This is a genomic window from Rhodococcus coprophilus NBRC 100603 (genome assembly GCF_001895045.1).
GTDB classification, from domain to species: Bacteria; Actinomycetota; Actinomycetes; order Mycobacteriales; family Mycobacteriaceae; genus Rhodococcus; species Rhodococcus coprophilus.
On record NZ_BDAM01000002.1, the window covers coordinates 176,681 to 196,408 of the forward strand.

At 66.8% G+C, this 19,728-nt stretch carries 16 protein-coding genes; 6 read left to right on the forward strand and 10 right to left on the reverse strand.

The window, feature by feature from the left end; all coding sequences use genetic code 11:
* Positions 1-30: 30 nt before the first annotated feature.
* The 3 genes from bioD to RDCOP1_RS05210 are packed head-to-tail and all read right to left on the reverse strand — an operon-like array spanning position 31 to position 3,168.
* Entirely contained in the window at positions 31-708 is a 678-nt protein-coding gene (bioD, locus tag RDCOP1_RS05200; protein ID WP_072699060.1) for a dethiobiotin synthase, read from the reverse strand.
* A complete protein-coding gene (locus RDCOP1_RS05205; RefSeq protein WP_072699175.1) occupies positions 705-1,844 on the reverse strand; it encodes an 8-amino-7-oxononanoate synthase in 1,140 nt (379 codons plus the stop codon). The genes bioD and RDCOP1_RS05205 overlap by 4 nt, the downstream gene beginning before the upstream one ends.
* A gap of 49 nt (positions 1,845-1,893) precedes the next feature.
* A complete protein-coding gene (locus RDCOP1_RS05210) occupies positions 1,894-3,168 on the reverse strand; it encodes an adenosylmethionine--8-amino-7-oxononanoate transaminase (RefSeq protein ID WP_239538718.1) in 1,275 nt (424 codons plus the stop codon).
* Positions 3,169-3,370: 202 nt separating this feature from the next.
* Here RDCOP1_RS05210 and RDCOP1_RS05215 point away from each other — a divergent pair, with 202 nt between their 5' ends.
* Genes RDCOP1_RS05215 through treY form a run of 3 tightly spaced genes read left to right on the forward strand, consistent with a single transcriptional unit; the run spans position 3,371 to position 10,055 of the window.
* Entirely contained in the window at positions 3,371-5,449 is a 2,079-nt protein-coding gene (locus RDCOP1_RS05215; protein WP_072699062.1) for an acyltransferase family protein, read from the forward strand.
* Between the two features lie 44 nt (positions 5,450-5,493).
* Positions 5,494-7,710, forward strand: coding sequence for a glycogen debranching protein GlgX (gene glgX, locus RDCOP1_RS05220; protein ID WP_072699063.1), 2,217 nt, complete (start codon positions 5,494-5,496; stop codon positions 7,708-7,710).
* Positions 7,707-10,055, forward strand: a complete 2,349-nt coding sequence (treY, locus tag RDCOP1_RS05225) for a malto-oligosyltrehalose synthase (protein ID WP_072699064.1) — start codon at positions 7,707-7,709, stop codon at positions 10,053-10,055. The genes glgX and treY overlap by 4 nt, the downstream gene beginning before the upstream one ends.
* A gap of 77 nt (positions 10,056-10,132) precedes the next feature.
* On the opposite strand, the gene RDCOP1_RS05230 is transcribed toward treY, so the two are convergent.
* The 5 genes from RDCOP1_RS05230 to RDCOP1_RS05250 all read right to left on the reverse strand — a co-directional run bounded on the left by RDCOP1_RS05230 (position 10,133) and on the right by RDCOP1_RS05250 (position 14,472).
* Positions 10,133-10,636, reverse strand: coding sequence for a DUF2029 domain-containing protein (locus RDCOP1_RS05230; RefSeq protein WP_072699065.1), 504 nt, complete (start codon positions 10,634-10,636; stop codon positions 10,133-10,135).
* Positions 10,633-10,854 carry a helix-turn-helix transcriptional regulator gene (locus RDCOP1_RS05235; RefSeq protein ID WP_072699066.1) on the reverse strand — a complete coding sequence of 74 codons (222 nt, stop codon included), beginning with the start codon at positions 10,852-10,854 and terminating at the stop codon, positions 10,633-10,635. The genes RDCOP1_RS05230 and RDCOP1_RS05235 overlap by 4 nt, the downstream gene beginning before the upstream one ends.
* 91 nt (positions 10,855-10,945) lie before the next feature.
* Positions 10,946-11,749, reverse strand: a complete 804-nt coding sequence (locus tag RDCOP1_RS05240; RefSeq protein WP_072699176.1) for an SDR family oxidoreductase — start codon at positions 11,747-11,749, stop codon at positions 10,946-10,948.
* A gap of 28 nt (positions 11,750-11,777) precedes the next feature.
* Entirely contained in the window at positions 11,778-13,355 is a 1,578-nt protein-coding gene (locus RDCOP1_RS05245; protein WP_072699067.1) for an ABC transporter substrate-binding protein, read from the reverse strand.
* 802 nt (positions 13,356-14,157) lie between these two features.
* Complete coding sequence (locus RDCOP1_RS05250) at positions 14,158-14,472, reverse strand: hypothetical protein (RefSeq protein WP_111731558.1); 315 nt, start codon at positions 14,470-14,472, stop codon at positions 14,158-14,160.
* A 357-nt stretch (positions 14,473-14,829) separates the two neighbouring features.
* Between RDCOP1_RS05250 and RDCOP1_RS05255 the strand changes: the two genes are divergently transcribed.
* Positions 14,830-16,101: an amidohydrolase family protein gene (locus tag RDCOP1_RS05255; RefSeq protein WP_072699069.1), complete on the forward strand. Its 1,272-nt coding sequence runs from the start codon at positions 14,830-14,832 to the stop codon at positions 16,099-16,101.
* 130 nt (positions 16,102-16,231) lie between these two features.
* On the opposite strand, the gene RDCOP1_RS05260 is transcribed toward RDCOP1_RS05255, so the two are convergent.
* Positions 16,232-16,717: a TIGR00725 family protein gene (locus tag RDCOP1_RS05260; protein WP_072699070.1), complete on the reverse strand. Its 486-nt coding sequence runs from the start codon at positions 16,715-16,717 to the stop codon at positions 16,232-16,234.
* A gap of 56 nt (positions 16,718-16,773) precedes the next feature.
* On the opposite strand from RDCOP1_RS05260, the gene RDCOP1_RS05265 reads away from it, so the two are divergent.
* Complete coding sequence (locus tag RDCOP1_RS05265) at positions 16,774-17,187, forward strand: YchJ family protein (RefSeq protein ID WP_072699071.1); 414 nt, start codon at positions 16,774-16,776, stop codon at positions 17,185-17,187.
* A 6-nt stretch (positions 17,188-17,193) separates the two neighbouring features.
* On the opposite strand, the gene RDCOP1_RS05270 is transcribed toward RDCOP1_RS05265, so the two are convergent.
* On the reverse strand, positions 17,194-17,844 hold the full coding sequence (locus RDCOP1_RS05270; protein ID WP_072699072.1) for a TetR/AcrR family transcriptional regulator: 651 nt from the start codon (positions 17,842-17,844) through the stop codon (positions 17,194-17,196).
* A gap of 103 nt (positions 17,845-17,947) precedes the next feature.
* Here RDCOP1_RS05270 and treZ point away from each other — a divergent pair, with 103 nt between their 5' ends.
* Positions 17,948-19,693 (forward strand): malto-oligosyltrehalose trehalohydrolase, encoded by a 1,746-nt coding sequence (gene treZ / locus RDCOP1_RS05275; protein WP_072699177.1) that lies wholly within the window; start codon positions 17,948-17,950, stop codon positions 19,691-19,693.
* Positions 19,694-19,728 lie beyond the last annotated feature (35 nt).

Here is a 19,728-nt window from a genome sequence, read left to right on the forward strand (position 1 = left end):
GGAAACTGGTGCGGCGCCGCCCACGCCCGGCTATACCGGAACGTCCCGCACCCAGTGCGGCGCCGCGGATACGAACTCCGCAGAACGGAGCAAGCCCGCGCCTTCGGGTATCGCACCCAGCAGGGGCACACCCGTCACCGCGGGCAGGTCGACGACGTTGCATCGCTCGGCCAGATCCGGTGTGGCAGGACTGCTGCCGATGACGATTCCGCGGCATTCCACCCCAGCCGTGCGCAGCGCGCGGACGGTCAGCGCGCTGTGGTTGAGAGTCCCGAGCGACGCGGCGGCGACCACCACCGCCGGCGCGTCGAGCGTTGCGGCGAGGTCCACAAGGGTGAACCCCGCGGCACCGAGTCGGACGAGTACGCCTCCGGCGCCCTCGACGAGGACCAGATCTGCCCTGTTCCCGAGCCTGCGAACAGCGTCGGCAGTGCTCGCGAGGTCGAGCAACGCTCGTCCCGAGCGTCGGGCGGCGGTGTCGGGTGCGAGCGGATCCGGGTACCGGGCGAGTTCGACGGTGTCGATCCCACCTCCGGTGAGGCGGACGATCTCGGCCAGATCGCCGGGTTCGTCGTCGCCGACCCCGGTCTGGGCCGGTTTACACACCGCGACCCGCAGTCCACGGCTCGCGGCACGCGATGCGAGCGCGGCGGTCACGACGGTTTTCCCGACTCCGGTGGACGTGCCGGTGACGAACAGAATGCTCATACGCGGACCTCGGCCAGCACGTCGGTGAGCACCGAGTCCACCACGGCGCGTTCGTGGCCGGAAATGTTCGCGCGGGCGGTCAGACGCAAGCGCGACGTTCCCTCGGGCACCGACGGCGGCCGGAAACACCCGACCTGCACGCCGCGTTCACGACAGCGCCGGGCCGCTCCGGCCGCGACGTGCGGGTCGCCGAGAATCACCGACACCACCGCGGACGGTGGCGGCTGCACTCCCGTCACCCGGGCGAGGTGCGCGGCCTGATCGAGCACCGCTCCGGCGAGGCCGGGTTCGGCTCGCAGCACTTTCAGAGCGCCCCGCGCAGCACCGACGGCGGCGGGAGCGAGACCGGTGTCGAAGATGAACGTGCGGGCGGTGTCGATGAGATGGTCACGTACCCGGCCGGCCGCGAGAACCACACCGCCTTGGGAGGCAAGGGCTTTCGAGAGGGTCGCAGTGACGATCACGTCCGGTTCCCCGGCCAGACCGACTTCGTTGACGAGCCCGCGTCCACCCACCCCCCTGACCCCGATCCCGTGGGCTTCGTCGACGAGCAGCAGGGCACCGTGGGTGCGGCACACGCGGTGCAGATCCCGCAGGGGCGCGAGGTCGCCGTCGGTGCTGAACACCGAGTCGGTGAGCACGAGCGCTCTCGGTTCGGTCCGCGTGGCGAGGGCGTGTGCCACCGCGTGGACGTCGCCGTGCGGGGTGACGCAGATCCTCGACCGGGAGAGCCGGCAAGCGTCGACGAGCGACGCATGACATCCCGCGTCCGAGACGACCAGAGTCTCCTTGCCCGCGAGCGCGGTCACGGCGCCGAGGTTGGCGGTGTATCCGCTGGAGAACGCCAAGCCGGTCTCGGCGCCGGTGAACTCGGCGAGTTCGAGTTCGAGCAACTCGTGCTCGGCCGTCGTCCCGGTGACCAACCGCGAACCGGTCGCGCCGCCACCCCACCGGCGTAGCGCGGCCGTCGCCGCAGCGAGGACTTCCGGATGACGGACGAGTCCGAGGTAGTCGTTGGACGCGAGGTCGATGAGCGGGGCGGCGGCGCTGCGGGGCGCGAGTTCCCGGTGGAGCCCGGCGAGCCGCCGCCGTTCGGCAGCGTCGTCGAGCCAGGCCGGACCGGCAGGGGTAAGCATGCTCACACCGTACTTGAACACCGTTCAAGTACGGAAGCGTGGCCCGGTCTCAGCCCCGCACGGTGGCCGCGGCGGCAACCACGCCCGCGGTGATCGCAGCGACGTCGGCCGGGGTGCACACATATGGCGGCATTGTGTAGACGAGATTGCGGAAGGGGCGCAGCCACACCCCCTCCTTCACGGCAGCCGCGGTGGCAGCCCGCATGTCGACCGGTTCCACCGTCTCGACCACCCCGATCCCGCCGAGCACACGCACGTCGGTCACGCCGGGCAGGTCCCGCGCGGGTGCCAGACCGGACTCGAGTTGCGCCGTGAGATTGCGCACCTCCGCGCGCCAGTCCCTCGACAACAGCAGCTCGGTCGACGCCACCGCGACCGCGCACGCGAGCGGGTTCCCCATGAACGTCGGCCCGTGCATGACGCCGCCGCCCTCGCCCGCACTGATCGCTTCCGCGATATGCGTCGTGCACAGCACCGCGGCGAGCGTCAGGTACCCGCCCGTCAGCGCCTTGCCCACACACATCAGGTCCGGCGCGACCCCCGCGTGGTCGGCGGCGAACAACTCCCCCGTCCGGCCGAACCCCGTCGCGATCTCGTCGAAGATCAGCACCAGCCCGTGTTCGTCACACATGCGCCGCAATTCGCGCAGGTAGCCCGGGTCGTGAAACCGCATGCCCCCGGCGCCCTGCACCACGGGCTCGACGATCACCCCGGCGAGTTCGTGCGCGTGTTCCTCGAGGACCGATTCGAACGAGGCGACATACGACGCATCGAACTCGCGGGGCGGCGCCGACGCGAACACCTGCCTGACCAGCACATCCGTCCACATCGCGTGCATGCCGCCCTCCGGGTCGCACACGCTCATGGGGGCGAGCGTGTCGCCGTGGTACCCACCCCGCCAGGTGAGCAGGCGGTGTCGTTCCGGACGGCCGACCGCGCGCTGGTACTGCAGCGCGAGCTTCGCAGCCACCTCGACCGAGACGGACCCCGAGTCGGCGAGAAAGACCTTGTCCAAGCCCTCCGGGGAGATCTCGACGAGCAACTCTGCGAGGCGCGCGGCCGGAGCGTGCGTGAGCCCGCCGAACATCACGTGGCTCATTTTCTCCAGTTGCCCGGTGACCGCAGCGTCGAGCACCGGATGCCGGTACCCGTGAATCGCCGCCCACCACGAACTCATGCCGTCGACGAGCTCGCGCCCGTCCGCGAGGAGCAGCCTCGTACCTGTCGCACTGTCAACCACCAGGGGTTCGGTGGAGGCCGGAAATGCGCCGTAGGGATGCCACAGATGGTCGGCGTCGAGGGCGGCGATCCGCTCGGCAGACATGGGGAGAGAAACCACGGCACGACTGTAGGCGGTTGGAGCAGGCGGCCACCTTGCGCGTAGTCTGCCCAAGTTCCTGGGTACGAAGGTCACAGGAATCGATCTTGCGTGTTCCACGGGTCCCGCCCGAGACACCGAGACAACGGCACCGAGACAACGTCGAGCCACGAGACTAAGTCGAGCCACGAGACTAAGGAGAACGTGAATGGCAGTCCGCACCTCGGACTCGGGTCCGAAGGCAGCCGCGGCCACTGCCACCCGTCTCCCGTATCGCGCCGACCTCGACGGTGTCCGAGGTCTCGCGATCGCTCTCGTCGTCGTCTTCCACGTCTGGTTCGGGCGCGTGTCCGGTGGTGTCGACGTCTTCCTCGCACTGTCCGGGTTCTTCTTCGTGGGCACCTTGCTGCGGGTCGCCGAGTCGCATGCTCCGCTCGACCCCCGGCCGGTGCTGCGACGGGTGGGACGGCGACTGTTTCCGCCGCTGATCGTCGTGCTGCTCGGCACGACCGTCGCGGCGGTCGCCCTCTTGCCGTATACGCAGTGGTTCCGGGTCGCCGAACAGACCGGTGCGTCTCTGCTGTTCATGCAGAACTGGCACCTCGCGCGCACGGCGAGCGACTACCTCGCCGCCGACCCGATGGTAAGCCCCCTCCAGCACCTGTGGTCCATCTCGGTGCAGGGCCAGTTCTATCTCGGCGCGCTGCTCGTGGTGTTCGGAGCGGTGTGGGTGCTGCGACGGAGGTCGCTTCCCTCACGCGGACCGCTCGCGGTGCTCCTCGCGCTGCTGACCGCGGCTTCCCTCACGTACGCGATACTGGCCGACGTACCGCAGTCGTGGCGGTACTACGACAGCGCTGCTCGGATGTGGGAGCTCACACTCGGCGGAGTGTTCGCCTGCGTGATCCCGTGGCTGCGGATCCCGCGCCCGCTCCGCATCGTCCTCGGTGCCGCAGGTCTCGCGGTGCTGTTCCTGTGCGGTGTCCTCATCGACGGAAACAGCCTCTTCCCGGGCCCGTGGGCACTCGTGCCCGTGGGTGCGGCCATGGCACTGATTTTGGGCGGTCACACGCCGACCGGGGACGGCACCGCCGACACACCCACCGCGAGATGGTTGTCGAGCGTCCCGCTGGTCCGGCTCGGATCCGTTGCGTACGCCCTGTACTTGTGGCACTGGCCGGTGCTCATCGGCTACCTCGTAATCCGTGAGACGCCGTCCGTCGGCCCGCTCGGCGGACTCGCGGTGATCGTGATCTCGCTGGTGCTCGCGGAAGCCACGACTCGGTGGCTCGAGAATCCGATCCGCCGGTCCGACTCCGGAAGGATGCGCACCGTCCTCGTCGCCTCCGTCACCGTGTTCGGTCTCGTACTGATGGCCGCGTCCGCGAGCTGGACCACCCATGTGGCGCGCCAGGACGGCGTGCTCGAGCGTGTGGTGGCGCTGACCCCCGACCGGTACCCCGGCGCAGCGGCACTGACCGGCTTCGCCGACGCCGAACCGCAGCCCGTGCAACCGCCGCTGCTTGTCGCGCACCTCGACCTGCCGCCGGCAACGCTGGACCACTGCATCGCCCAGCACACCAATCGCGAACCGCTCACCTGCACCTACGGTGATCCGTTGTCGACCAGGCGGATGGTCCTCGCCGGTGGTTCCCACTCGGAACAGTGGCTCGCGGCACTCGACACGATCGGCAAGGAGCGCGGATTCCGGATCGACACCTATCTCAAGGTCGGTTGTCCCCTCTCGGATCCGCTCGCGCCGCTCACGGAGGAGTCCCCGACCGTCGAGTGCGACACGTGGTCGGTCAAGGTGCTTGCCGAACTGCAGGCCGATCCGCCCGACTATCTCTTCACCACATCCACGCGGACGAAGGACGAGGGTGAAGGCCCCGGCGATTTCACGCCGTTCTGGTACGTCGATCTGTGGCGCACACTCGACGAGTACGGCATCCCCGTGGTCGCGATCCGCGACAATCCGTGGCTGTTCCACGGCGACACGAGATACCGCGCCGCCGACTGTCTCGCGGGCGGGGGTAGTTCCGATTCGTGTGGGGTGGCTCGTTCCGACGCGCTCGACCCCGTCGATCCGGCGATCGAGGCCTCCGCGTTCTCCCCGAACGTGAGCCTCATCGACCTCTCGGACTCGCTGTGCCGGGCAAACACCTGCCGCGTGATCGAAGGCAATGTTCTGATCTATCGTGACGACAATCACCTCACGACCACGTACGTGCGGACGATGACGCCCGATCTCGACGAGCAGTTGGGTCCGGCCACCGGCTGGTGGTGAACGCCAGGCGGGTTCATCGCGCCGGGTGAGGCTACTGTGCAGTCATGCAGCCCAGCGCCACGGACAACAGCGAAGAAACCCCCGAGACCATCCCCGTATGGCCCGGCAGTGCCTATCCCCTCGGCGCGACCTACGACGGGGCCGGAACGAACTTCGCCCTGTTCTCCGAGATCGCCGAGAAGGTCGAACTGTGCCTGATCTCGCGTGAGGGCACCGAGACCCGGATCCCCCTCGAGGAAGTCGACGGATACGTGTGGCACGCGTATCTGCCCACAGTCTCCCCCGGCCAGCGCTACGGCTACCGCGTGCACGGGCCCTACGACCCCGAGAACGGTCACCGGTGCGACCCGAGCAAGCTGCTGCTCGACCCGTACGGCAAGGCGTTCGACGGGGATTTCGACGGCGATCCGTCCTTGTTCTCGTACGCACTTCCGTCGAGCGGCGACGCGGAGTCCGACGCCACGCCGGCAGACGACGACGAGTCCGCAACGGAAGCAGCCGGTTCGGACTTCCCGCAGCTCGATTCCCTCGGTCACACCATGACGACGGTGGTCATCAACCCCTTCTTCGACTGGGCGAACGATCGCCACCCCCGGCGGCCCTACAACGAGACGGTGATCTACGAGGCGCACGTCAAGGGGATGACCGCCACACACCCCGATGTGCCCGAGTACCTGCGGGGCACCTACGCGGGCCTCGCCCATCCCGCCGTCATCGATCACCTGCACGACCTCGGGGTGACCGCGATCGAACTGATGCCGGTGCACCAGTTCATGCACGATCAGGTGCTTCTCGACCAAGGTCTGCGCAACTACTGGGGGTACAACACCTTCGGGTTCTTCGCCCCCCACGCGGAGTATTCGTCGTCGTCGAAGCCGAGCGAAGCGGTGGCCGAGTTCAAGGCGATGGTCCGCGCATTCCACGAGGCGGGCATCGAGGTGATCCTCGACGTGGTTTACAACCACACCGCCGAGGGAAATCACCTCGGGCCGACCATCAGCTTCCGAGGAATCGACAATGCCGCGTACTACCGTCTCGTCGACGACGACAAGACCCACTACATGGACTACACCGGTACCGGCAACAGCCTCAACGCCCGGCACCCCCACACGCTGCAACTGATCATGGATTCGTTGCGGTACTGGGTCACCGAGATGCACGTCGACGGCTTCCGCTTCGACCTGGCGTCCACGCTCGCCCGCGAACTGCACGATGTGGACCGGCTTTCGGCGTTCTTCGACCTCGTGCAACAGGATCCGGTGGTCTCGCAGGTCAAGCTCATCGCCGAGCCGTGGGACATCGGTGAGGGCGGCTACCAGGTAGGCAACTTCCCGAGCCTGTGGACCGAGTGGAACGGCAAGTACCGCGACACTGTCCGCGACTACTGGCGCAGCGAGCCGTCCACCCTCGGCGAGTTCGCCTCCCGCCTGACCGGCTCCTCCGACCTGTACGAGGACACCGGCCGGCGCCCCGGTGCGTCCATCAACTTCGTCACCGCACACGACGGCTTCACGCTCGCAGATCTGGTGTCCTACAACGACAAGCACAACGAAGCCAACGGCGAAGACAACCGCGACGGCGAGTCCCACAACCGGTCGTGGAACTGCGGAGTGGAAGGGCCGACGGACGATCCCGAGGTCCTTGCTCTGCGGGGGCGCCAGCAGCGCAACATCCTCGCGACTCTGGTGCTGTCGCAGGGCACCCCGATGCTCGCACACGGCGACGAGATGGGCCGTAGCCAGCACGGCAACAACAACGTGTACTGCCAGGACAACGACTTGTCGTGGATGGATTGGTCTCTCGCGGAGACAAATGCCGATCTGGTGTCGTTCACCCGCAACGTCATCGCACTGCGCACCGAGCATCCGGTGTTCCGGCGCCGCCGATTCTTCGAGGGCCGGCCGATCCGCAGCGGCGCCCAGTCGCGCGACATCGCGTGGCTGACCCCGTCGGGCGACGAGATGACCCCTGAGGACTGGGACAGCGGTTTCGGCAAGTCCCTCGCGGTCTTCCTCAACGGCGAGGGCATACCCGAGCCGGACCAGCGCGGGCAGCGCGTCGTCGACGATTCGTTCCTGTTGTGCTTCAACGCGCATCACGAGCCGCTCGACTTCGTCACCCCGGACGGCGCCCACGCGGACGAGTGGTCCGTGGCGATCGACACGGAGATCCCGGACGGATTGCGGGAGTGCACCATCACCGCCGGCAAACCGGTCCGGGTCGGGGCACGCTCGATGCTCGTCCTGCGGAGGACCGCATGAGCGCTCTTCCGTTGCTGTCGACCTACCGGTTGCAGATGCGGGGAGACGCGTTCACGTTCGCCGATGCGACCGCTGTGGTCGATTACCTGGACGCTCTTGGGATCTCGCACGTCTACCTGTCCCCCATCCTCAGCGCCACCACCGGATCGAGCCACGGGTACGACGTCGTGGATCCGTCCACGGTGTCGTCGGCGCTCGGGGGACGCGCAGGCTTCGAACAGTTGGTACAAGAAGTGCGTTCGCGCGGAATGGGCGTGATCGTCGATATCGTGCCGAACCATGTGGGCGTCGGGGATCCGCGCCAGAATGCATGGTGGTGGGATGTACTGCGACGCGGCCGCGACTCCGCGTACGCCGCGTTCTTCGACATCGACTGGTCGGCGGACAACGGCGCGGACGGCCGGATCGCACTCCCGGTGCTCGGTTCCGCCGATGCCGTCGAGGAACTGACGGTGGATCGTTCGGGTGACGAACCCTTACTGGCTTACTACGACAAGCGTTTTCCGATCGCTCCGGGTACCGACAACGGCACCGCGACGGAAATCCATGCGCGCCAGGCGTACCGCCTGGTGGCCTGGAATTCGGGCTTGATCGGATACCGGCGATTCTTCACGGTCGACGATCTTGCGGCGGTCCGGGTCGAGGATCCTCGAGTGTTCGATGCGGTACACGCCCAGGTGGCGTCGTGGATCGACGACGACCTCGTCGACGGCCTGCGCGTCGACCATCCGGACGGTCTCGCCGATCCGGCGGAATATCTGGCACGGCTGCGCGCCTTGGCGGGCCCGCAGCGCTGGCTCGTCATCGAAAAGATCCTCGCCGAGGGAGAGCCTCTCGACCTGACGTTGCCGGTCGACGGCACGACGGGCTACGACGCACTCGACGAACTCGCCGCGGTGTTCGTGGATCCGCGCGGCGAACCGGCACTCACGGCTTTGTCCCGGACGTTCACCGGCAACGACGGCGACGCAGCGTGGCTGCACGCCCAGGAACGCGAACTCGAACGCTCGGTACTCGAATCCGGTCTCGCGCCCGAGGTGAACCGCCTGGTCCGCGCGACCCGGCGCGAGGCTGCGCCTACGGACGAGACCGAGTGTCCGGAGTCGTTGCGCGAGGCAGTGATCGCGGTCGCGGCTCGGGTGCCGGTCTACCGCGCCGACTACGCGCCGCTCACCACCATGCTGCCCCGCATCGTCGGCGAGGTAGCCCGGGAGAAGCCCGATCTCGAACCTGCTCTCGGAACCTTCGTACGCGCACTCACGATCGGTGGAGAAGCGGCCGCCCGATTCGGGCAGATCTGTGGAGCCGCCACCGCCAAAGCGGTCGAGGACTGCTTGTTCTATCGGGCTGCCCGGCTCGTGTCCTTGCAGGAGGTCGGCGGCCAGCCGGGCCGGTTCTCGTTGGGCGCCAAGCAGTTCCATCTCTCCTGGGCTCAGCGCGCGCAGCGCCTTCCGCGTGCGATGACGACGTTGTCCACGCACGACACCAAACGCAGCGAAGACGTGCGGGCACGCATCGGGGTGCTGTCGCAGGTCGCCGAACTGTGGGCGGAACGTCTGCGTGAATGGAATGCTCTGGCGCCCGCCCCCGACCCAGCCATCGGGCTGTTCTTCTGGCAGACCCTGTTCGGGGCGTGGCCGGTGGACGGTGTCGTGACCACGGAGCTACGCGAACGACTCCACGACTACGCCACGAAAGCGTTGAGGGAAAACGGTACCCGTTCGACGTGGACCGACGTGGACACAAAATTCGAAGGCGCCGTGAACAACTGGATCGATGCGGTGTGCGACGGTCCTGTGGGCGAGGCCCTGACCGAATTGGTTGCCGAGCTCGAGCCGCATGTCGCCGCTGTGTCGCTGGGGCAGAAGCTTCTGCAACTACTGGGTCCGGGTGTCCCCGACGTCTATCAGGGCACGGAACTGTGGGACGACTCCCTCGTCGATCCCGACAACAGACGGCCCGTCGATTTCGGGATCCGCCGCGGACTACTCGAGGAGCCCGGTTCGGCGCCGGCCAAGTTCACGGTCGTGCAGAAAGCCCTCCGGCTCCGTCGGGACCGACCGGAAAGTTTCGTGGGCGGCGTGTACGTCCCGATGTTCGCCGTCGGACCGGGCGCCGAGAACGTCCTCGCGTTCGGTCGCGGACCGTCCGCCGAGGACCTGGATGTGCTCGCATTGTCCCTGCGGCACACCGTGGCCCTCGAGGCGGCGGGTTGGGGCGATACGGTGCTGCCTCTTCCCCTCGGCTCCTGGACCGACGTGTTCTCGGGGCGGCGATTCTCCGGAACCGTCCGGTCCGCAGATCTTTTCGGAGCGCTGCCGGTGGCGGCGCTGGTGCGCGACTGAGCTGACGCCTGCCGCCCTTGGTGGATAATTGCCCGCACAGCGGGCAAAACCTAACCCGAAACTTGCGGGCGCTGTACTCACATCTCGGTTTCGTCCCGCGCTGCTTGCTCGGACTCGCGGCGCCGGTCGCGGCGGCGGACCCACACGAATGCGGCCGCCACCGCGCCGGCACCGACGAACGCCCCCACGGCCACGCCCGCCCAGGTCGCACCGTCGTAGTCGACGGGGTTCGCGAGTTCCACGTAGATGCCGGCAATACCCGCGAGGTAGAGCACGAACGCGAAGATCATTCGCGGGCGCAGCGCCTTCACGGTGGCGTAGACGTCGACATCGCGAGCGCGGGCATAGGCGATGGTCACCATCGAGAGGATGAACCACGTGGCGAGAACACCGATCGCGACGTAGGCACCGCCCCGCCCGGCGACCCAAGGCAAGACCGCGCCGACCACGAGGGCACACCATTGGAACAGCTGGAACCCCACCGCGGAGGCCTCGTTCCAGACGTCGCGCTGCCGTTCGTCGTGGTAGAAGTCGTCGTCCAGGTCGGCGACGACGCGAGCAGCCTTGAGAAATGCGGTCACGGGAGCCCCTCCGGGGTGAGCGGGAACAGTTCTTCGACATTGGTGCCGAGAGTCCGGGCGAGTCGCAGAGCCAGGTAGACGCTCGGCGCGTAATCGCCCTTCTCGGTCGAGACGATGCTTTGACGGCTGACTCCGACGGCCGCACCGAGTTCTGCCTGCGTCAGGCGCGACTGCTTGCGCAACTCGCGAACCCTGTTGCCTCTCGGCGTGTCCGGCATAGGAAAAGTAAAGCCTGCTTGTCATTTTTTGTCAAAAACACTTGCCTTTTCGGACTGCTCCCGCTCAGGAGCCGGACGCGATCCTTTCCTGTCAGCTCGCCCGGCCGGCGCCGGCGCTCGCACCGGCCGCCGACCGGATGGCTTCCATCCGTTTCTCGATGTGGCCGAGATACTCCAGGTGCGTGAGGATGTAGGGCAGGTCCTGAGCGATCCCGCGCACCACGCAGGCACCTGCCTCTGCCGGGGTCATCCCGACATCGCCCGCCCCCTTGATGTGCCGAGAATCTTCGACGTGGCCTCCCAGCCGAAGGGTGTTCGCGTCGAGGTTGGATCTCACGAGCCCCGGGCACAACACCGACACACCCACGCCGTGGGGCGCCATCTCGATGCGAAGCGCCTCCGAGAGAGCGACCACCGCACTCTTGACCGCGCTGTACGCTCCCCGGCCCGGAGCGCCCGCCGTCAACCCCATGATCGACGCCGTATTGACGATGTGTCCGCGTCCCGCATCCCGCATCCGGGCGCCGAACGTGGACACCCCGTGGAAGACCCCCGCGAGATCGATGGCGACGAGCAGATCGAAGACTTCCGCGTCCGTATCCACGACATCGCGGCCGTTGAATCCGATTCCGGCATTGTTGATCAGGATGTCGACCGGCCCGAACGCCGATTCGGCCTCATCTGCGGCTCGCGCCCAGGAGTCACGATCGCGCACATCCAGCCCGACTCCGCGGACGTCGTCCGGCCGCTGCGCCACCACCGTGTCGACCGCCTCGCGGTCGATGTCCGCGATCGTCACGCGGATGCCGTGCTCCGCCAGCGCATCGGCGATCCCGAGGCCGATCCCGCCGGCACCGCCGGTGACGAATGCATGTCGCGCCGAAGCCAATTCCATGATCACACTCTCCTGTCGCCGAACCGGATCAGTTCGTCATCCACATTTCTTCGGGCATCGGCGAGCCGAGCGTGAACATCCGGACGCCGTGTACGTTCTCGCCGTACATCACCGAGGGAGCGGCCTTGGTGTACCAGACGCCGGGCACCAGATCGACGAGCCGGTTCTGCGCGGTTTCGTACGCCGCTTTGCGCTCTTCGACCGTCTGGGCGATACGACCGGCATCGAGGGCATCGTTGAGCTCCGCGTCGTCGAGGCCCGAGAAGTTGCCCGGCGAGTCACCGTGGAAGGCGGTCCACAACGCGTAGTCCGGATCCTGTGTGATCGCGGAGGAGATCACCATGTCGAAGTCGCGAGCACCGACGCGGGCCGTGGCTGCGGCGTAGTCCACCACCTGAACCTCGACGTTCACGTTCTGAAAAGCGGCGAGTTGCGCCTGCAGCGACTCGGCGGCCGCCTTCGTCTCCTGCGTGGGGTACGACATGAAGGTGAAGGAGACCGGCTTGCCCTCCGCCGCGAGTTCGTCGAACAGTTTCTGAGCGGTCTCTTTGTCGCCTTTCCACAGCGGGATATCGGCGAAATACGGCGAGCCCTCGGGGAAGAGCGTCTCGGGAGTTTCACCCTCGCCGTTGAAGACGACACTGTTCAGCGCGTCGAGATCTGTCGCCAAGGACACCGCGCGGCGGGCCCGCACGTCGTCGAAGGGCGCTCTCGCCGTATTCATGATCATGATCTGTCCGCCGCCGGCCGGTACCACCTCGGAGGGAATCCCGGCTGCTTCGGCCTTGGCCAGGGTTCCCCAGCTCGCCTCCAGCGACAGGTCCGCGCCACCGGAGGACATCATGTTGAACCGCTGCGAGTTGTCGGCCACGGTACGGACGGTGAGTTCGTCCAGGTACGGCTTCGGCGCATCCCAGTACTGCGGATTCTTCACCAGTTCGACCGCGTCCCCACGCATCCAGTTCTTCAGGGTGAACGGACCCGCACCGACCGGTGTCCGATCGAACTCGGCCGGCCCCTTCTGCAGCGCGGCGGGCGAGGCGATCCAGTTCATCGACGTGGTGAGCATGCCCTGCGGGAAGTGCGGGTTGGGTGACGCCAGAGTGATCCTCAGCGTCGTCGGATCGACGACCTCGGAGGAGGCCACCTGTGCAGCCTGCCGGATCGCGGTCGATCCCAGCGCCGGGTCACGGAGTCTGTCCCAGTTGAACTTCACCGCTGCCGCGTCGAGAGGAGTGCCGTCCGTGAACGTCAGCCCGGGGCGCAGCACGAGATCGAAGGTCGCTCCCCCGTCGGTGGTGGAGAAGTCGCTGGCCATCTTGTACTCGACTTCGAGAGTGTCGAGATTGTTGATCATCAGCGTTCCGTAGAGGGCGTTTCCGAGTACGGGTTGATGCGCCCACGTATTGGAAAGCGCGGCCGGATCCAAGCTGCGCGGTTCCCCCATCTGAATGGCGCGGAGGACCCCGCCCGCCACCGGGTCGCCCGCGTCGGCGCCTGCCGCGGAGGCGACGTTGCCGGATTCGCTGCTCCCACAGGAGGTCAGGAGTAGTGCGGCGGCGCAGGCCGCCGCTATCGCGGGTAGGAAGCGCTGTGATCTGGACATGTAGACCTCTCGATGTGCGAAACGGGGGCGAACCGAACATCCGCGCACACATCCACCCATGCGCAGTGCAGCGGATCGACAGAACTCGATTCGGGCGCTCGGAGCCCGAGACGAACAGACGCATCACATCGAGTGAGGAGCAGGACCGCCCGATGTGACGCTCACTGTCACGGAGGATCGCCCATTTGTCAACGGCACCAAGCAATTCGACGCAGATCGAACGAGTTTCCCGGAAATCCTTGCAGACGCGCGAGCGGGAGACTATCGTTCCCGTATTGCGGAACGCCATTCTTGACGAAGGGATAGTGAATCTGGCGGGGGAATCATACTGCGGCGCAGTGCAATCCGGTTCCACGCAAGCACTGCCGTGCCCGCGCCCACGAGAGGGTGAAAGTCCCTATTTTGCAACCCCTTCGGCGTCGGGCTGCAATTCGTCACACCCGGCTCGTCGCCCGGATCTCGGACACGCCGTTCACCCGCAAGGGTGGCCGAGTGATTCGAGGAGGTCGACCTCGGCCGGGAAATCGCTGCGCGGCCGGTGGATGATTCCCTGGCGCTACAACTCGTCGTTCCGGGCGTAGTCGGTAACCCCGTCATGGGGTGGCACCGGCCTGGACGTGGGGGCGGTAGACGCGCTCGATCCAGTCCGGGATCGGCTTGTCGCGTGCCCCGAGTATCGCGCCGATCGCTACCCGAGCATCGTGGCCGCATTTTGTGAACGAGGCACCGCCGTCGAGCGTGTAAGTCCCATCCGAGGACCGGGAAGTAGTGTCCGACGCTTCTGGCGCCGGCAGATTCGGGATCACACTCCCGCGCAGCTCCGCAGCCAGACGCGCGCGCGGAATGTCCGCGGTCGCACATACCAGATCGGGTATACCAGATCGGGGCGTTCTTCGGCGACGACCGCAACGGCGGTCTCGACGCCGATCTCGATCATCGGCGCGCGCGTCGATATCGGCAGCCCCGCCCACGAGCCCATCAGCGGATCACGCCGCAACTGCATACTGTCCGAGACGTTCCCACTTCTGCCCCGCTTTCCGGTCTCGACCCACCGCTCGGCCGCCGTCGCCGGATCGCTGCCCTCGACCGGCAGGGGGACCTCTCCGCTCTGCGCCACCGCTACGTCCTTCCTCATCCCCGGAACCGACCATCCCTCATCGACGGTGCCGGACCACGAGGTCGATCATGGCGTCTTCCGCCCCGAAAACTGTCGATGAACTGGCATTTCAGCGAATTGATCGAAGGGGAACCCATCGGCACGGGACAGCGCGGCGAGCGGGCGCCGGACATTCCCTCGAACCCACCTCCCCTACCGGAACGACGACCTACCCGACCTCGGGCGGCCGAGGATTCCCAAGAAGCAGCATATTCAGTAGTGTGGAACGTGATTCTCGTGCATGGAAGCGATATTCTCTTATGTGACCGGGATCGCTGCGAGCGCTCACCGCGCAGGACAGGAGAGGAACGGACCCAAATGAACATTGATGACATGGTGATGATCAGCATCGACGATCACGTCGTGGAGCCAGCTGACATCTTCGAAAAGTATTTCCCCAAGAGCCTGATGGACCAGGCACCGCGCCTGACCGCCCATCCGCGCAATCCCAACGTGCAGGCCTGGCTGTTCCAGGACAAGGTCGTGGGAAGCTCCGGCCTCAACGCCGTCGTCTCCTGGCCCAAGAGCGAATGGGGTATGGACCCCACCGGATACGCCGAGATGCGGCCCGGCGTCTACGACATGGACATGCGCGTCCGCGACATGGACGCCAACGGCACCCTCGCCGCAACGCTGTTCGCGACCTTCCCCGGCTTCGCCGGCACCCACCTGGCCAGCCTTCCCGACAAGAAGCTGTCCCTCGCCGCGTGCAAGGCGTTCAACGACTGGGTGGTCGGTGAAGTACCCAACGCGCACCCCGGACGGTTCATCCCGCTCGGGATCATCCCCTTCTTCGACGTCGACGAATCCGTCAAGGAGATCCAGCGGCTCGCCGCCATGGGCTGCCGCTCGATCAGCATCCCCGAAACCCCCTACGGTGTCGGCGAGGGTTACCCGGACTTCAAGTCCGGCTACTGGGACCCGATCTTCAAGGCCTGCGTCGACAACAACATCGTGCTCAGTCTGCACATCGGTGGCGGCTTCAGCCTGGTCAAGCGGCCCGAAGGCTTCAACATCGACGACATGATGGTGCTGACGCCGCTCATCTCCACGATCGCGGCGAACGACGTCATGCTCAGCGGTGTCTTCCAGAAATTCCCGGACCTCAAATTCGCCATGAGCGAGGGCGGCGTGGGCTGGGTGGCTCCGTGGCTCGACCGGCTCGAGCGGCACATCGTCAACCAGTCCTGGACGGGAGTGAGCTTCCTGCCCAAGGGAATGACTCCGACGGACGTGTGGCGCAAGAACTTCCTGGCGTGTTACATCACCGAGCCGAGCGGCCTGAACAACCGCAACCACTTGGGTATCGACACCATCGCGTGGGAATGCGACTACCCGCATTCGGATTCGACGTGGCCGAACTCCCCCGAGATGCTCATGGAAGAACTGGTCGCGTCGGAATGCACCGACGAGGAGATCGACAAGATCACCTTCGGTAACGCCGCCCGATTCTTCGACTGGGATCCGTTCGCGCACATTCCCCGTGAGCAGGCGACCGTCGGTGCGCTTCGTGCCCGGGCCACAGACGTCGACATCAGCGAGACGTCCAAGACCGAGTACCGGCGACGTTACGAACTCGCGAACTCGTAACTCGTAGCCACCGGCGGACGTGGCACGCCCCGCAGCGTGCCACGTCCACACCGGAAGGGCACTACCGCACCGCTTCCTCTCGGCATCCGTTGCAGCACCGGCCGTCCCACGGGATCGCCGGTGCTGCGCGCTACTGAGGCTCCTTACGCCACAGCAGCGCGTGCACGCACTCGACGGCCTCGGCCGGGGACCCGACGTCGAGCACGCCGCCGGCCGGCATCTTCCAGCCGCCCACCGCGAAGACGGGTACGCCTGTCCGGACCGCCAGCGCGATCTCGCTCATCGTCCCCCAGCTGCCGCCCACTGCGACGAGAGCATCACAACTCCGGACGAGCAGCGCATTGCGCATCTCGCCGAGTCCGGTGGGAATCGCCACCGTCAGATACGGATTGCCGTCGTTGCGATCGTCACCCGGAAGAAGCCCGACGGTGGTGCCACCCGCTTCGACCGCGCCCCGCGAAGCCGCGGCCATGATGCCGCCGAGCCCTCCGGTCACCACGATCGCGCGACGGCCCGCGAGCAGTCCGCCCAGAGTGCGGGCGTCCCGTCGCTGCTCGGGCGTGGCGTCACCCGGTCCGACCACCCCGACGTATCGCTGAGCGTGCATGGTCGGCATTCTGCACCACCACACGCCCCTCGGTGCGGGATCTGCGGCAGTGGGACAATGGCGCGATGGTCCGACGCCGTCAGAAGTCCGTGCATTCCGCCGACACCGCGTGCCCCTGCGGGCGCGGCATCCCCCTGGGCGAATGCTGTGGGGTGTTCCTCGCCGGACGTAGTGCGCCGACCGCGGAACAGTTGATGCGGTCGCGGTACACCGCATTCGCCGTGGGCGACGCCGCTTACCTCCTCCGCACCTGGCATCCGTCCACCCGGCCCGCGACCCTCGACCTGGATCCGGACACCCGCTGGACCGGTCTGGAAATCCTGCACACCACCGGGGGCGGGTTCCTCCACACGGAAGGCACCGTCGAGTTCCGCGCGCACTCGTCGCATCGCGGCGTGCCCGACTCGATGCACGAGCACAGCCGGTTCGTGCGCGAGAACGGAGAATGGTTCTACCTCGACGCGGACGGCGGGAGGTAGGCCGGGTCAGCGGAGAAGTGTCGCGCGGAGAGTCGACGACAGCCACGAGCGGTAATGCGCGACGTCCCACCCACAGTCGCGGCGCAACAGTGAGTGCACCTGCGGGGAAATGAGGGTGAACAGCACATCGGCTGCGTGCTCGGCGGTCACGTCGGGGCGGAGCCAGCCTCCCTCGTACAGACCCTCCGCGATGGTGCGTGCGTTATCGGCGGTCGCACGGGCGTCGTCTTCCGCGAACCTGCGCATGTCCGGGTCGGCACCGGACGACTCGACGGAGGTCATGAGCAGTCCGCCTGCGCGTTCGAGCATCGCCGCGCCGTAGTCGACGACCTGCTCGACGATGAGATCCGCCTCGGTCGCCGGACGGTCACCGGGTCTGCGTACGAGGGGCCGAGCCGGAACGGGCGGTGAATCGCCGGGGCCCGCGACGGCCTCGTCGAGCGCTTCCCGGAAGAGGTCCGCTTTCCCACCGGGATAGGCGGTGAAGACCGTTCGCACCGCGACACCCGCCTCCTCGGCGATGTGCCGCACAGTAGTACTGACGTATCCGTCGCGAACGAACAGGCGCGACGCTGCCCCGCGGATCGCGGCCCTGGTCCGCCGCGCTGCTTCTTCTCTGAGCGGCGAACTGTAGGTTCTTCGGACAAGCTCGGACATCACGCACACCCTAGCAGCACCCGGTACGGCACCGACGTACCAAAAGGTGTGGCTGCGTGGGTGACACGCTGCACCACAGGTGAACACACGGCATGCTGGTGTGGTGCATACCTTCGAGGTCTGGGCCCCACTCCCATCATCAGTGCAGCTGTACGCCGACGACACCCTTCACCCCATGGTGCGCGACAGGCGGGGGTGGTGGCGCGCGGATGTCGACGTCCCACCCGACGCCCGATACGGCTTCGTCCTCGACAACGACACCGACACGGTGCTCCCCGACCCGCGCTCACCAAGCCAGCCCGACGGAGTCCACGGTCTCTCGCAGCTCTACACGGCCGACCCCGACGAGTGGACCGATCAGCTGTGGACAGGCCGGCAACTGCCGGGCAGCGTCATCTACGAACTCCACATCGGAACGTTCACCGAGGAAGGCACGCTCGACGCCGCGATCGGCAGACTCGACGAACTCGCCGACCTCGGTGTGGGGTTCGTCGAACTGATGCCGGTCAACGCCTTCAACGGCGCTCACGGCTGGGGGTACGACGGGGTGCTCTGGTACGCGGTACACGAACCCTACGGCGGCCCCGCCGCATTGCAGCGCTTCGTCGACGCAGCACACGCACGGGGAATCGCGGTCGCGCTGGACGTGGTCTACAACCACCTCGGTCCGTCGGGAAACTACCTCGGCAGGTTCGGACCGTATGTCGCTCCGGCACCGGGCATCTGGGGTGATGCCATCAATCTCGACGGCGAGGAGTCCGGTGAGGTCCGCCGGTACGTTCTCGAGAACGCACTTCGCTGGTTCCGCGAATTCCACATCGACGCTCTGCGACTCGACGCCGTCCACGCTCTGCTCGACCACACCGCGACCCATCTCCTCGAGGAACTCGCGGTCGAAACATTCAGTCTTTCCGCACATCTCGGACGACCGCTGAGTCTCATCGCCGAAAGCGATCTCAACGATCCCCGCATGATCACCCCACGTTCCGGCGGCGGCTACGGCCTGCAGGCGCAATGGGCCGACGACATCCACCACGCGATCCACACCGCCGTGTCGGGTGAACGTCAGGGCTACTACGGAGATTTCGGCTCTCTCGAGAGTCTTGCCCAGACCCTGGGCCACGGGTTCTTCCACGCCGGAACGTATTCGACGTTCCGAGGGCGCATCCACGGCCGTCCCCTCGACATCCGCCGGACGCCCGCAAGTTCGCTGATCGCCTACACGTGCACGCACGACCAGATCGGCAACCGGGCTCTCGGCGACCGGCCGGGTGCCTATCTCGACGACGGGCAACTCGCCGTTCGCGCCGCGCTCGTGCTCACGTCTCCGTACACGCCGATGCTCTTCATGGGTGAAGAATGGGGTGCCGGTACGCCTTTCCGCTACTTCACCTCGCACCCCGAACCGGAACTCGCTGCGGCTGTCGTGGAGGGCAGGCGGAGGGAGTTCGGTGAGCACGGATGGAACACCGAGGACGTGCCTGATCCGCAGGACCCGGCGACATTCGAGGGTTCGAAACTCGACTGGACAGAGCGCTCCGCACCTGATCATGCACGGTTGCTCGAGTGCTATCGCAACCTCATCGCGCTGCGACGTTCCCGGGCGGAAGTCAGCGATCCGTGGCTCGAGCATCTGCACGTCACCTATGACGAGGACGAACGCTGGATCGCCGTGTACCGCGGTTCGTCGAGGGTGGTGTGCAACCTCGGTCCCGATCCGGTGACGGTACCGGTCGGTGGCCGCCCGATTCTGTGGTGGGACGAACCGACGGTCAACCGCACCGAGTCGGCGGTACTGGTACCCGGACATTCGTTCGTCGTTCTGGAAGCTCCCTCCGCCGCGAACTGACAGGCGCCGCCGCGACGAACCCCGTCCGGGCGGCA